Raw genomic sequence first — 13,255 nt, 5'->3', positions numbered from 1 at the left:
TTTATTTTTCCGGAAGTTACGGTAAAAAATGAAACTTTTGTCATTACGATATTGATTTATATTATGTGTAGGCGCTTACAACGATAGTGTGAGGAGGATTAGAAATGAAACTGTTAGCGATTACATCGTGTCCGAATGGAATTGCCCATACTTATATGGCGGCAGAAAATTTGCAAAAAGCAGCGGATAAATTAGGTATTCAGATGAAAATTGAAACCCAAGGTGGTTTAGGGGTAGAAAATGAGCTGAATGAAAAAGATATTCGAGAAGCAGACGGTATCATTATAGCTGCTGATAGAGCGGTAAATAAAGATAGATTCGTAGGCAAAAAATTGTTGGTTGTCGGAGTTCAAGATGGTATCCGTAAACCAGAAGAATTAATTCAGAAAGTAGCAAGTGGCGATGTACCTGTCTATCATTCACAGGCCAAAACAGTTGAAAGTAATCAACAGGAGAGAAAGCAAAACCCAATATATCGTCATTTAATGAATGGTGTATCTTTTATGGTTCCATTTATTGTAGTTGGTGGATTGTTAATTGCAATTGCATTGACGCTCGGTGGAGAAAAAACACCTGGAGGTCTAGTGATTCCAGATGGATCTTTCTGGAAAACAATTGAACAAATTGGTGGTGCATCATTTACGTTTATGGTTCCAATTTTAGCTGGATATATAGCGTATAGTATAGCCGATAAACCTGGTCTTGTTCCTGGTATGATTGGTGGATATATTGCAGCGACAGGAAGTTTTTATGGAAGTGAAAGTGGTGCTGGTTTTCTCGGCGGAATTATCGCAGGTTTTCTAGCAGGTTATGTAGCATTAGGAATTAAAAAAATAAAAGTTCCAAAAGCGATTCAACCAATTATGCCGATTATTATTATTCCGGTGTTCGCTTCGCTTGTAGTTGGTTTAGCATTTATATTTATTATTGGTGCTCCTGTCGCACAAGCATTTGAGTCATTAACTGCTTGGTTGGCGGGTATGCAGGGATCAAGTTCAATTCTCCTAGCATTAATTTTAGGGGCAATGATTTCATTTGACATGGGTGGACCAGTCAATAAGGTTGCATTCTTATTTGGTTCAGCAATGATTGGGGAAGGAAACTATGAAATTATGGGTCCGATTGCTGCCGCAATCTGTATTCCACCAATTGGAATGGGCCTTGCCACTTTCATAGGTAAGGGGAAATTCCAAGATTCAGAGAAAGAGATGGGTAAAGCATCATTTACAATGGGACTATTTGGGATTACGGAAGGTGCGATACCATTTGCAGCACAAGATCCACTTCGTGTTATTCCAAGTATTATGGCTGGTTCAATGACAGGTGCTGTGATTGCCATGATTGGTCATGTAGGAGATAGAGTGGCACATGGTGGTCCAATTGTTGCGGTGCTAGGAGCAGTAGATAATGTATTCATGTTCTTTGTAGCTGTAATTGTAGGTTCCGCTGTGACTGCTGTTGTAGTAAATGTATTGAAAAAGGACATTTCAAAGGTAGAAAAACAACCAGTTGAACAAATACAAGAAGTTTCAGCAACGAAAGAAGTGCTGCAAGTAGAGCAAGAAACGCAAAAAGAAAGCAAACAAGTAGATAAGGTAGAAATAAAAAAACTAACAGATATTACGAGCTTAGAGTTGATTGAAACAGATCTAATAGGAGAAACACGAGATGACGTCATTGATGAAATGATTCAAAAATTAAACCATGTTGGTACATTGCATTCCAAAACAGAATTTAGACAAGCGATTATGAATCGTGAGCAAGAAAGTACAACAGGTATTGGTATGAATATTGCGATTCCACACGGAAAATCAGAAGCTGTTAAGAAACCAAGTGTGGTATTTGGGATTAAACAATCTGGCGTAGATTGGAAAAGCCTTGATGGAACGGAAGCGAAATTAATATTTATGATTGCGGTGCCAAAAGAAAGTGGAGGAAATGAACATTTAAAAATCCTTCAAATGCTTTCTCGAAAACTAATGGATGACAATTATAGAGAGCGGTTATTATCCGTCCAAACAAAACAAGAAGCATATAAGCTACTAGATGAAATTGTATAGAACGGAGGATTATAATTATGACTGAACCATTATTTTTTGCACCTGTTTTTAAAGAAAGAATCTGGGGTGGAACGCAATTAACTTCTTTTGGATATGAGATTCCATCAAATCAAACTGGAGAGTGCTGGGCTTTTGCGGCACATCAGCATGGACAAAGTATTGTTAAGAACGGAAAATATAAAGGTTTATCTTTAGGTGAGTTGTGGGAAGAACATCGAGATTTATTTGGAAATGTGGAGGGAGATCGTTTCCCTCTTCTTACAAAAATTTTGGACGCTAATCAAGACCTATCTGTTCAAGTTCATCCAAATGATGAGTATGCCAGTGTATATGAAAATGGAGAACTGGGAAAAACAGAATGCTGGTATGTAATCGATTCTAAAGAAGACGCAGAAATTATTTATGGACATCATACGAGAACAAAAGAAGAGTTCATGGCTATGATTGAACAGAAAGAATGGAATCAACTGTTACATCGTGTGAAGGTGAAACCGGGAGATTTCTTCTATGTACCAAGTGGAACTGTTCATGCAATCGGTAAAGGGATTTTGATATTAGAAACACAGCAGAACTCTGATACAACCTATAGATTGTATGATTATGATAGAAAAGATTCGGAGGGGAATTTACGTGAGCTTCATCTTGAAAAAAGTATTGATGTAACCGAAATTCCGTTTATATCGAATCAATTAACTGTAAAACATGAAAAAGTAGATGATTTGAGCGTAACAAACTTTATCAAATGCCCGTATTTTTCAGTGGGAAAATGGGAGCTAGATGGATCAGCTAGTTTGAAACAACAAAAAGCATTCCTTCTTGTTAGTGTAATTGAGGGAGAAGGTGAGTTAATTAAAGACGGCGAACACTTTTTCTTTAAAAAAGGAGACCATTTTATATTACCTAATAATTTTGGGGAATACGGTTTGGTAGGTAACACTAATTGTATTATTTCAAGCTTACAATGATTATGATTATCCGTATATAACGTATAAATGATTTTTGTTTATTTTAACACAAATTAACGAGCTATAGCCTTTGAATAAAGTTTGATTCTGACAAGTGTTTTAATGAGTTATATTTTAGTTTATCTAGGAATGACTGTGTTTGGAGTATAGCTTAGAAAACATTAGTTTGATTTTTTCTGATGAGGGTAACATTTTGTACTCTTTTTTGGGGGATCAAAATTAACTAGCTACTTCCTAAACATTGTGCCTTATTTACCAACCTGTTTATGCTTTTTTCAAACTTTGCAACAGAGCCGTATTTCTGCTAGCTAATAAGGACGATCGAAAAGCCGTCTTATATTCAAAAGCTTACGGAATAAAAGAAAGTAATGAAGTTTTTATCTTATTTACGTCATGAAATGAGGTAAAATTACTATTTTTCCGGAAGTTACGGTAAAAAATAAAACTTTTAACTTCTTGATATTGAAATACAGTAATTGTAGATGCTTTTATTAAGGTTTGAAGAGATGTATTAGCGTTTTTAATGACAACTGAGTATTAGATTCTGATAGTGAATGTGTAATAGAAAGGCATTCTAGCAATATAAGTTATGGCAGTAAATTTTATTACTTAGCAGACTCTTTATTGACTTTATAGGTTTTAAGTCAATGATTAGTTAATCTGGCATTGTATAAAAGCGCCTTATTTGCTACTTCCATTTGTGAATAAAATCACAAGTGACATATGGAACAACAAAATGAGTTTTATGACTAAGCTTTCATCAATCATTTAATCTGGCGCAGTACTGTTAGGGGGGCTAGTGGCGATAGTACACCATCCGCCGCCTCGCTGTATATCGTAATCTCATAGAGGAACAGAATAAAACAGGCGGTCTGTCAGGAGAAGGTCAAGTAGTCCTGATGAGAATGAGAAACAGGTTTCACAGCAATCACTCAATTTTCGAAGAGATAGGCAACAACAATGCCTCCTCGCCGGTTTTGAAACCGCTTTAAAAGTCTCAAGAACCAGTTTTGTTCTGGGGGTAAATAAATGATAAATCTTGGCTATTAGGACAGGACCGATACAGAATGATGAATTCCGAGAGTATTACTAGAAATAAAGGAGGTGGTTTTCTCAGGGAAGAAAAAGTTACCTTTTCAATAGACAAAGACTGACGAAAAAAGACGAAACAGTTGTGTCTATTCAGAAAAAATAGGAGGGAATATTTAGGAGGTATTAATATGGTAGGGATTATCCTAGCAAGTCATGGCGAATTTGCTGAAGGTATCTTACAATCTGGCGCAATGATTTTTGGAGAACAAGAAAACGTTAAGGCTGTTACCTTAATGCCAGGCGAAGGTCCGGCCGACCTAAGAACAAAAATGGAAGCTGCGGTTGCATCTTTTGATAATCAAGATGAAGTATTATTCTTAGTTGATCTATGGGGCGGTACTCCATTCAATCAAGCGAACGGCATGTATGAAGAGCATAAAGACAATTGGGCAATCGTTGCTGGTATGAATTTACCAATGGTGATTGAAGCGTATGCATCTCGTTTTTCAATGACGTCTGCTCAAGAAATCGCAGCACATATCGTTAAAACGGCAAAAGAAGGGGTAAGAATTAAACCCGAAGCACTAGAGCCTAAAGACGAAACAGTTGTAGCAATTGCTGGAGCTAAACAATCAAAAGGTGTACTTGCTCCAGGAACAGTAGTTGGTGACGGGAAAATTAAATTCGTTTTAGCTCGTATAGATTCTCGTTTATTACATGGACAGGTAGCGACTGCATGGACAAAGTCTACACAACCAAATCGTATTATTGTAGTTTCAGATGCAGTTTCTAAAGACGATCTTCGTAAGAAATTGATTGAACAAGCTGCACCTCCAGGGGTTAAGGCAAACGTTATTCCTATCAGCAAAATGATTGAAGTTGCAAAAGATACACGTTTTGGTAATACAAAAGCATTATTACTATTTGAAAATCCACAAGATGTTCTAAAAGTTATTGAAGGAGGGGTGGATATTAAAGAGGTTAATGTTGGTTCTATGGCCCATACAACTGGTAAAGTTGTTGTTAATAAAGTACTTTCTATGGGACGTGAAGATGTTGAAGCTTTCGATAAAATGAAAGAAAAAGGCATTCAATTTGATGTACGTAAAGTACCAAATGATTCTCGGGAAAACATAGATGACATTCTGAGAAAAGCGAAAACTGAATTAGCTTAGTGATATAAAAAGTCAAACAAAGTGGAGGCTATTATGTCTATTATATCAATAGTTCTAGTATTGTTAGTTGCTTTCCTAGCTGGTATAGAGGGAATACTAGATGAATTTCAATTTCATCAGCCACTAGTAGCATGTACACTAATCGGATTAGTAACAGGGAACCTAGAGGCTGGAATTGTTCTAGGTGGAACACTTCAAATGCTTGCACTTGGGTGGGCAAATATTGGGGCAGCTGTAGCGCCAGATGCTGCGTTAGCATCAGTTGCATCGGCAATTATTTTAGTATTAGGTGGTCAAGGTGTTAAGGGAGTTGCATCAGCGATTGCAGTGGCGATTCCGCTTGCAGTAGCAGGTCTTTTCTTAACAATGCTTGTTCGTACAATTGCAGTTCCTATCGTGCACATGATGGATGCGGCAGCTGAAGAAGGAAACATGAGAAAAATTGAAATACTACACATCATGGCAGTTTGTTTACAAGGTATCCGAATTGTGATTCCGGCAGGAGCACTTTTGTTTATCCCTGCAGAAAGCGTTCAATCATTCTTGGAATCAATGCCTGCATGGTTAACTGATGGTATGGCAATTGGTGGTGGAATGGTTGTTGCTGTTGGTTACGCATTAGTTATTAATATGATGGCAACAAAAGAAGTATGGCCATTCTTCATTATTGGTTTTGTAATTGCCGCAATTTCTCAATTAACACTTATTGCACTTGGTGCCTTGGGTGTAGCTTTAGCTCTTATTTACTTAAAACTTTCTAAAATGGGTGGTTCTTCCAATGGGGGCGGAGGTAACTCTGGTGACCCACTTGGCGATATATTAAACGATTATTAATCTAGTAGGAGGAGGAGAAGAGAAATGGAAGAAAAAATTCAATTAACAAAAAAAGATCGCTTAGCCGTTGCATGGCGTTCTACGTTTATACAAGGCTCCTGGAACTATGAGCGTATGCAAAATGGTGGTTGGGCATTCTCTATGATTCCCGCAATTAAAAAATTATATAAATCAAAAGAAGATCGTACAGCAGCGTTAAAACGTCATTTAGAATTCTTTAATACACATCCTTACATTGCTTCACCGATTCTAGGAGTTACATTAGCACTCGAAGAAGAACGTGCCAACGGTGCAGAAATTAATGACGTGGCAATTCAAGGTGTTAAAGTTGGGATGATGGGTCCTTTAGCAGGTGTTGGCGATCCAGTATTCTGGTTTACTTTACGTCCGATGTTAGGTGCTTTAGGTGCATCATTAGCGATGACTGGAAATATTCTTGGACCAATCATTTTCTTCTTATTTTGGAACTTGATTCGTTGGGGCTTTATGTGGTATACACAAGAATTTGGTTATAAATCAGGCTCTAAAATCACTGATGACCTTTCAGGTGGATTATTACAAGACGTTACAAAAGGTGCATCAATTCTTGGGATGTTCGTACTTGCTGCCTTAGTACAACGATGGGTATCGATTAAATTTCAGCCGGTTATATCTAAAGTTCAATTAGATAAAGGTGCATATATTGAATGGGATAAGCTTCCTTTAAACGGGGAAGGAATACGTAAAGCTTTTGAACAAGTAAACTCAGGAATGGCACTTTCACCTATGAAAGTAACTACCTTACAAAATAACTTAGATCAATTAATTCCTGGTTTAGCTGCATTACTTCTAACATTCTTATGTATGTGGTTGCTTAAGAAAAAAGTTAGCCCAATTGTAATTATTCTTTCTTTATTTATAGTTGGGGTAGTTGGTCATGTAATTGGACTTCTATAATGGAAGTGTTGATGCTCTAAATTCTCAATGTTTACTATTGAGGAATTATTGAGATGTAGTTTGTAGGAGACCTTTGCAGCCTGCAAATATATGATTGTTTGCATACAAAAGTGGCTGGAGGGTATTGATTCAGCCACTTTTTATGTTGAATTAATTGCTGAAAGAAGCAATTAATAAATAAGATAAAAGAAATGGAGTGGATTTGATGATTCAGTCAATTAATACAAAGGTAGATTTAGTAATAGATGCCACTTCTTTTATGGGACTTGCGGATTATGGGGAAATTATGATTGGTGATAAAGGATTTGAATTTTATAACTCTCGTGACTCGCGTAAATTTATTCAAATTCCATGGGAAGAAGTAGATCACGTTATAGCCTCTGTGATGTTTAAGGGAAAATGGATTCCGCGTTATGCGATTAAAACGAAGAGAAACGGGACCTTCAGCTTTTCTTCTAAGGACCCCAAAAAAGTTCTTCGAATCATACGAGAATATGTAGAACCAAATCACATGGTTCGTTCTCTAAGCTTTTTTGATGTTATTAAACGATCATTTAAGTCGATGGGCAAGAAAAAATAATGGAGTGAAAGGTGAAGTGATCCTTCTCAAGTAGACAGTGTTTAAATGATTAGATATATAGCTATTTTAGCATTAATTCTTATAAATAAGGTAAGGGGCAGGTCTAGAATAAAGAGAATTAAAAATTTTAGAGAATATTTCTAAAAAACTTAGTTTCTCAGTTAAAAGTAACAATAATTCTAGTAGAAGTATTATTTTGGGATTTATAAATATTGAATGAGGGAGAGGAGATATTTTTATGGAGTCGAAAACTTATGAAAAGCTACAAGCATTACGTAGATATAAGGAGCCAATTCAGGCAGTATTGAGAACGGTTAAAAGACAAGATAAAGACGATTCAGATACTGAATATGCTGAGTTTGCCCTTGAAAACGGAAAGATTATAGGTATTTGTAAAAAAGAGGACTTCTCTGATTATTCTTTTAGAAGTATTACTCAATTCACAGGTAATATTTTTAATGTAGTAATTACCCAAATGTCTGATGAACTGGATGTAAATAAAGTTCAGGTTTCAGTAAAAGAAGCAAGTAGGAGATCTGCAGATGCTTTAATTCGTGAGTTAATAGAATTGGAGCAAGATGAAAGATTGCAAGAGCCAACCTACGAAGCAGAAGTAACTGGGTACAACATGAATGCTCAGGTTCCAACCATATTCTTACGCATCAATGGTGCAGAATGCTTCATGAAATTACATGAACTAAACTATGGAAGAGTGTATAAAAACGCTGTGGATCGCTATGCACCAATTGGTGAACATATCCCAGTTAAGGTTCTACAATTTAATCCAGAACAGCGACTAATCCACGTTTCTAGAAAAGCAGCCGTGGAAAATCCTTATCAGTTATTATCTGAATTAGCTGAAGGGGATACAATTGTAGGAAGGGTTGTAAATGTTGACCCGCGTTTTGGAGTTTTTGTTGAATTGGATCAAGGCTGCACAATTAAAGGAATTGTCCCTAGAACAATCGAACAACCAGTATTGGATGACGTAGTAAGTATGAGAATTGTAAGTGTGGATGTGGAGAAAGAGAGAGGGTCGGGGGTTATCTTTAAGTTTCCATTTGGACGCAAAAAAGTTAACAATCCAACGGCGTTTTTATATAACTAATGAGTGCGCCGCAGGTTTCCGTACAAGAGAATGGAAAGGCGGTTCAATATTGGCTTAATAGGGACGAATCGTTATCACTTTGGGATGACCCCTCTTTACAGGGGGGACCAATTCTTCCAGATAAATTTAAACCACTCACAGATTTACGTAGTATATATGACAGAATTAATTCAGGTTTTATAAATGAAAAAGACAATTTAATACTAAAGCTTATTTGGGATTCATTAGCGATTACTGAAGCTCAAATTAAATATTTTGTGGAATCTAAAATTAGTAGGTCACAGGTTTCAGAATCGCTGAAAAAGCTGGCACTGTATGGATTTGTTAGTCGAGGGGAGATAAAATCGGGGTTATTTCCGGATCAGCCCAAAACCTCTGCTCCAATCACTTTAAATACTGCCGGTCATTTGATGATGTGGGCTTATCATAACCGTAATACAAGCTATTCTTTAAAGCCAGAAAAGTGGTTAAAACTTGGAGTAGCAGGGGTACAAAGATTTGTCACTATGAATCAAATAAAATATGAGTTTGCAGTAGGCCAACAATTATTAAAAAACTGGTGCTGGTATCCGAAGCTACAAGGTACTGGTACTGGGTATAATCCAATTGCTGTTGGAGAAATTAAAACTCCAATCGGAAATCAAAACTTTATATTTGAAAGAGTACAACAAGGCCAACGATATGCACAACATTTAAAATCGCGATTGAAAATTTGGGAAGATCAAATTCAAAATGGACCAAATAATTTATTGAACTTCGAAAATACGAAGAGTTTACCAGGTATTTTTATTTTATCTATATCTAATCTCGCTTTAGCAGAACATGTTAGAAAGGAGCTAATGTTAGACTTACGTAAAATTCCTATCATGCTCGTAATAGACGAATGTATTCACAGTGAGGGATTCGCAAAATCTTTTTATATTTCAACTCAAAACGGGATTCAGCAAGCACCATTACCATTTTTGAGATAACAAGAGCTGCTTCAGGTAAATATGCTGAAGCGGCTCTTTGTTGCTTTAGCAATGAATCGATATTCATAACTCAACTTTTGTTTGCGGTATATCTAGTTTCATTACGTTAGCAGAAAAATAAAGGAATTATTGGAGCTGTGAACTACCCGCCACTTAGCAAAGTAGGTTTTAGTTTGATAGTAATGTGATCAAGGAATAGACGAATAATAAAGGTTGTGGCGTAAAACGATGTTATTTGCAATCGCTTTTTGTCGGAATTACAAGTTTTTATGGGTTTAGGCAAGCTGATAACATAAGAGCCTGTTTGCATGTGCTACCTTTTTTTATGTACAATAGTAATAAGAGATGATATAGACAGGGAGAGGAAATCCATGTCCACTAAATTAGTAAATTTACGCATTGATTTTGCTTTTAAACAGTTATTTGGAACAAAAGGAAATGAGGAAATTTTAACGGGTTTCCTAAATGCAATTTTAGAGGAATCTTTAGATGCACCTATTACTTCGCTACAATTAGATGATCCACATCTCCATAAATCTTATGAAGATGATAAGTTATCGATTTTAGACTTATTAGCAACGCTAGATAATGGAACGCAAGTAAATATTGAAATTCAGCTTCGAAATACACATGATATGGTAAAGCGATCTTTATATTACTGGAGTAAACTTTATACATCCCAAATGCAAGAAGGAATGCCATATCGTTCACTTCGGAAAACTATTACCATTAACATACTAGATTTTATTTTATTTTCTCAGGATGATGCATTCCATACCATCGGACAATTATGGAATACTAAAATGCAGCAACTTTTAAGTGACGACATTGAAATCCATTTTGTAGAGATACCGAAATTGGTAAAACAATGGCGTGAAGAAAAAGTGAATCCATGGGAAAATACATTTGTTCGTTGGATGTTATTATTACCAGCACATGAAGATGAACATTTAACTCAAACATTGGAGGAGATTGCGATGAATCAAGATCCAATTTTACAAAAGGCAATAAATAAATGGGAAAATATGAGCCATGATTCTTCTTTCCGAACAGCATATGAAGCTCGAGAGAAATTACTTCTAGATGAACAAGCTAAGTTAGCGCATGCAGAACAAGAGGGCATGGAAAAAGGATTTGAGCAAGGTAAGATGCAGATGATTCGAGGGATGTATGAAATTGGTGTACCGCTTGAAACTATTGCAAAAGCAAGTAAGTTGAGTGTGAAGGAAATAGAACGTATCTTAAATCTAAAATAAATATATGTGAGTATACAGAACTCATGAGTAGAAAAAATTAGACGTTCATTATCATAGTACGGTTAATGGGAAAGCATTGCTGAAGGTTTCAGCAGTGCTTTTTCTATATCATTTAAGGCAATTGATCTTTTGTTAAAAAAGTCAATTGCCTTTTTACGATTTAAAAATATTTTAACTTTGTAATAAAGGAACCTAAATCATAACCTGTTTTTATTATAGCTATAGCTGAAATCACAATTAATGGATATTTAATATATGGATTGTTGAGGAGTTCCATTATGTTTTTCATGTTGTAAACCTCCATGGCATTATTTATATCATTATATTTATCATCTCAAATATAATGATTGACAGTCAATATAATGTAAAGAAAGATACTTAATTGAAGGAGAACTAAACAAAATAATGGATAACAAAACCTTTATTTTTATCATTCCTTCTACAAGTAATTAGGAGTCAGTATAGCATATAGAAACAGTTCTTAGGAAAGAAACTATTAAGCAATTGAAGTAAGCCTCTACTTTCACCATATTTAGTTTAAAAATTAGATTGTCCGATTCTTTTGAAACATAACTATAATAATTCAATTTCAATATCATAGGCAACTCAATTATTATATAGAAATACAAATTCAATGACTTGAATTCAATGTTTTGTTACGCTATAGATAGCTTGATTTGTTTTTAACTTAAACATATTAAGAGTACTTAATAATTTTTAGGAGGCTTTTTTGAATGAAGTTATGTAAGGCGAAAACCTGGTTACCATTATCTGCTGCAATAATTACAGTAGTATCAAATCCAGTAGGGACTGCGGCTTCAACGGTTTATACGGTTCAAAAGAATGATACCCTAGAAGCAATAAGTAAACAATATGAGGTGTCCGTACAATCACTTAAACAAGCTAATAGTAAAGCAAATGATCAAATTAATATTGGAGAACGCTTAATAATTCCAAGATCTTCAACTGCAAACGAAAATGTTCAAAAAAATAATTCAGCAGTTTCAAGTAATACATATCAAGCAATTTACCAAGTGAAAAGCGGGGATACATTAAGTTCTATATCACAACAATATAAGGTTTCAATACAATTTATTAAACAAAACAATAACGTAGACGGAAATCAAATTTTTGTCGGTCAGCACTTAAAGATTGATACTGGTATTCCATTACAAGAAGTTGATTTAATGGCTCGATTAGTGAATGCAGAAGCAGGAGGAGAACCGTATGAAGGAAAGGTTGCAGTTGCAAAGGTAGTATTAAATCGTGCTAACGCAAATGGTTTTCCAAATACAATTACAGACGTAATTTATGAACCCATTAAAAATGGTTATGCATTTACTCCTGTTACAGACGGTAGAATTAATCAGCCCGCTACACAGGAAGCAAGAATGGCAGTAGAAGAGGCTCTCACTTCAAAAGGAACAAATTCTGATTGGCTTTATTTCTACAATCCCAAAACCTCGACTGATAAATGGATTACAACACGTCAAACCGTTGCACAAATTGGAAACCATCTGTTTGCTAAATAAAATAATATTACATTAATAGGTTTCCAATGAGATAAGGAGAGGTTATTTTTGCGTGTAGTTCATTCACTATTAGCAATATTAGCAGTTATATTTTTAATTTGTGGTGTTATTATTCACGAGTATGTATTGGTGTTTTTGGTAGGAATTTGTTGCATGGTGATAGTAAGTTTTATGATTTCCAGTATACGTAATTGGAAAGAGAATAGAAAGCGTATTTCTATCGTGTATTTTACTTGTGTATTAATATTATTGCTATTAACGATATATCTTTTGTTTGTCACTTTTTATACACGCTTTTTGGAATTTTAGTACTTTTATATAAGCTAACACGGTCCAAAAATCAAAAAGAATGATGAATTCTTCAAAAAATAATCAGCTCGATTTATCGAGCTGATTATTACATCCAGAAATCTTCAAAGTCTATGCTGTAACCTTTTCTTTTTAAGGCCCTAATTAGTTTTTGACCATTCCCTAATGAAGGCTTGAATGTATTTGAACGAGAAATACGACTAATTGTATTTTGATTTACTCCACTCCATTCCTTTAATTCGGTTTGAGTAATATTATTTTTTCTTAAAAATTTACCAAACTTTGATAATGGTTTCCCCAAGCCAAACATTGTGAACACTCCTATTCTTAAATCCTCTATTAATCACATCTTTACCAAAGCATGATTTTTTTAAACAAAAGTGTTAATAATGTACAAGCCCCACGCAATATGATGTATCAAGGTAGCCACTATGGTATCTAGCAAATTTATTACCAAAGTAGATACCAAATCAATTAGCCTTTGAACTAGCAAAGTA

The 13,255-nt window shown here is 35.2% G+C and carries 12 protein-coding genes; 10 read left to right on the top strand and 2 right to left on the bottom strand.

The features are described from left to right. The first annotated feature begins 104 nt into the window (after positions 1–104). The 9 genes from SJY24_RS30500 to SJY24_RS30460 all read left to right on the top strand — a co-directional run bounded on the left by SJY24_RS30500 (position 105) and on the right by SJY24_RS30460 (position 10,917). Positions 105–2,060 carry a fructose-specific PTS transporter subunit EIIC gene (locus SJY24_RS30500; protein WP_377867385.1) on the top strand — a complete coding sequence of 652 codons (1,956 nt, stop codon included), beginning with the start codon at positions 105–107 and terminating at the stop codon, positions 2,058–2,060. Between the two features lie 17 nt (positions 2,061–2,077). Further along, complete coding sequence (manA, locus tag SJY24_RS30495; RefSeq protein WP_377867384.1) at positions 2,078–3,025, top strand: mannose-6-phosphate isomerase, class I; 948 nt, start codon at positions 2,078–2,080, stop codon at positions 3,023–3,025. 1,220 nt (positions 3,026–4,245) lie between these two features. After that, positions 4,246–5,232 (top strand): mannose/fructose/sorbose PTS transporter subunit IIA, encoded by a 987-nt coding sequence (locus SJY24_RS30490; RefSeq protein ID WP_377867383.1) that lies wholly within the window; start codon positions 4,246–4,248, stop codon positions 5,230–5,232. 33 nt (positions 5,233–5,265) lie between these two features. Further along, positions 5,266–6,066, top strand: a complete 801-nt coding sequence (locus SJY24_RS30485; RefSeq protein WP_377867382.1) for a PTS mannose/fructose/sorbose transporter subunit IIC — start codon at positions 5,266–5,268, stop codon at positions 6,064–6,066. A 24-nt stretch (positions 6,067–6,090) separates the two neighbouring features. Continuing rightward, positions 6,091–7,002, top strand: coding sequence for a PTS system mannose/fructose/sorbose family transporter subunit IID (locus SJY24_RS30480; protein ID WP_377867381.1), 912 nt, complete (start codon positions 6,091–6,093; stop codon positions 7,000–7,002). 205 nt (positions 7,003–7,207) lie between these two features. Continuing rightward, positions 7,208–7,582 carry a DUF956 family protein gene (locus SJY24_RS30475; RefSeq protein ID WP_377867380.1) on the top strand — a complete coding sequence of 125 codons (375 nt, stop codon included), beginning with the start codon at positions 7,208–7,210 and terminating at the stop codon, positions 7,580–7,582. A gap of 238 nt (positions 7,583–7,820) precedes the next feature. Continuing rightward, positions 7,821–8,690, top strand: coding sequence for an RNA-binding protein (locus SJY24_RS30470; RefSeq protein ID WP_377867379.1), 870 nt, complete (start codon positions 7,821–7,823; stop codon positions 8,688–8,690). Then, complete coding sequence (locus SJY24_RS30465) at positions 8,690–9,661, top strand: hypothetical protein (RefSeq protein ID WP_377867378.1); 972 nt, start codon at positions 8,690–8,692, stop codon at positions 9,659–9,661. The genes SJY24_RS30470 and SJY24_RS30465 overlap by 1 nt, the downstream gene beginning before the upstream one ends. Before the next feature lie 371 nt (positions 9,662–10,032). Continuing rightward, positions 10,033–10,917, top strand: coding sequence for an Rpn family recombination-promoting nuclease/putative transposase (locus tag SJY24_RS30460; RefSeq protein ID WP_377867377.1), 885 nt, complete (start codon positions 10,033–10,035; stop codon positions 10,915–10,917). A 160-nt stretch (positions 10,918–11,077) separates the two neighbouring features. On the opposite strand, the gene SJY24_RS30455 is transcribed toward SJY24_RS30460, so the two are convergent. Continuing rightward, entirely contained in the window at positions 11,078–11,206 is a 129-nt protein-coding gene (locus SJY24_RS30455) for a hypothetical protein (RefSeq protein ID WP_255262163.1), read from the bottom strand. A 445-nt stretch (positions 11,207–11,651) separates the two neighbouring features. Here SJY24_RS30455 and SJY24_RS30450 point away from each other — a divergent pair, with 445 nt between their 5' ends. Continuing rightward, entirely contained in the window at positions 11,652–12,449 is a 798-nt protein-coding gene (locus SJY24_RS30450) for a cell wall hydrolase (protein ID WP_377867376.1), read from the top strand. Positions 12,450–12,846: 397 nt separating this feature from the next. Here SJY24_RS30450 and SJY24_RS30445 read toward each other — a convergent pair whose 3' ends face one another. After that, positions 12,847–13,068 (bottom strand): helix-turn-helix domain-containing protein, encoded by a 222-nt coding sequence (locus tag SJY24_RS30445; protein ID WP_002187438.1) that lies wholly within the window; start codon positions 13,066–13,068, stop codon positions 12,847–12,849. Positions 13,069–13,255: the final 187 nt, after the last annotated feature.

The sequence above is a fragment of the Bacillus sp. R86525 genome (genome assembly GCF_042466195.1).
GTDB classification, from domain to species: domain Bacteria; phylum Bacillota; class Bacilli; order Bacillales; family Bacillaceae_G; genus Bacillus_A; species Bacillus_A nitratireducens.
This window is presented reverse-complemented; position numbering and strand designations above follow the sequence as displayed.

Coding starts and splice junctions, on each gene's coding strand:
- SJY24_RS30500 (WP_377867385.1), top strand. CDS start 105: ATGAAACTGTTAGCGATTACATCGTGTCCGAATGGAATTGCCCATACT.
- manA (WP_377867384.1), top strand. CDS start 2,078: ATGACTGAACCATTATTTTTTGCACCTGTTTTTAAAGAAAGAATCTGG.
- SJY24_RS30490 (WP_377867383.1), top strand. CDS start 4,246: ATGGTAGGGATTATCCTAGCAAGTCATGGCGAATTTGCTGAAGGTATC.
- SJY24_RS30485 (WP_377867382.1), top strand. CDS start 5,266: ATGTCTATTATATCAATAGTTCTAGTATTGTTAGTTGCTTTCCTAGCT.
- SJY24_RS30480 (WP_377867381.1), top strand. CDS start 6,091: ATGGAAGAAAAAATTCAATTAACAAAAAAAGATCGCTTAGCCGTTGCA.
- SJY24_RS30475 (WP_377867380.1), top strand. CDS start 7,208: ATGATTCAGTCAATTAATACAAAGGTAGATTTAGTAATAGATGCCACT.
- SJY24_RS30470 (WP_377867379.1), top strand. CDS start 7,821: ATGGAGTCGAAAACTTATGAAAAGCTACAAGCATTACGTAGATATAAG.
- SJY24_RS30465 (WP_377867378.1), top strand. CDS start 8,690: ATGAGTGCGCCGCAGGTTTCCGTACAAGAGAATGGAAAGGCGGTTCAA.
- SJY24_RS30460 (WP_377867377.1), top strand. CDS start 10,033: ATGTCCACTAAATTAGTAAATTTACGCATTGATTTTGCTTTTAAACAG.
- SJY24_RS30455 (WP_255262163.1), bottom strand. CDS start 11,206: ATGAAAAACATAATGGAACTCCTCAACAATCCATATATTAAATATCCA.
- SJY24_RS30450 (WP_377867376.1), top strand. CDS start 11,652: ATGAAGTTATGTAAGGCGAAAACCTGGTTACCATTATCTGCTGCAATA.
- SJY24_RS30445 (WP_002187438.1), bottom strand. CDS start 13,068: ATGTTTGGCTTGGGGAAACCATTATCAAAGTTTGGTAAATTTTTAAGA.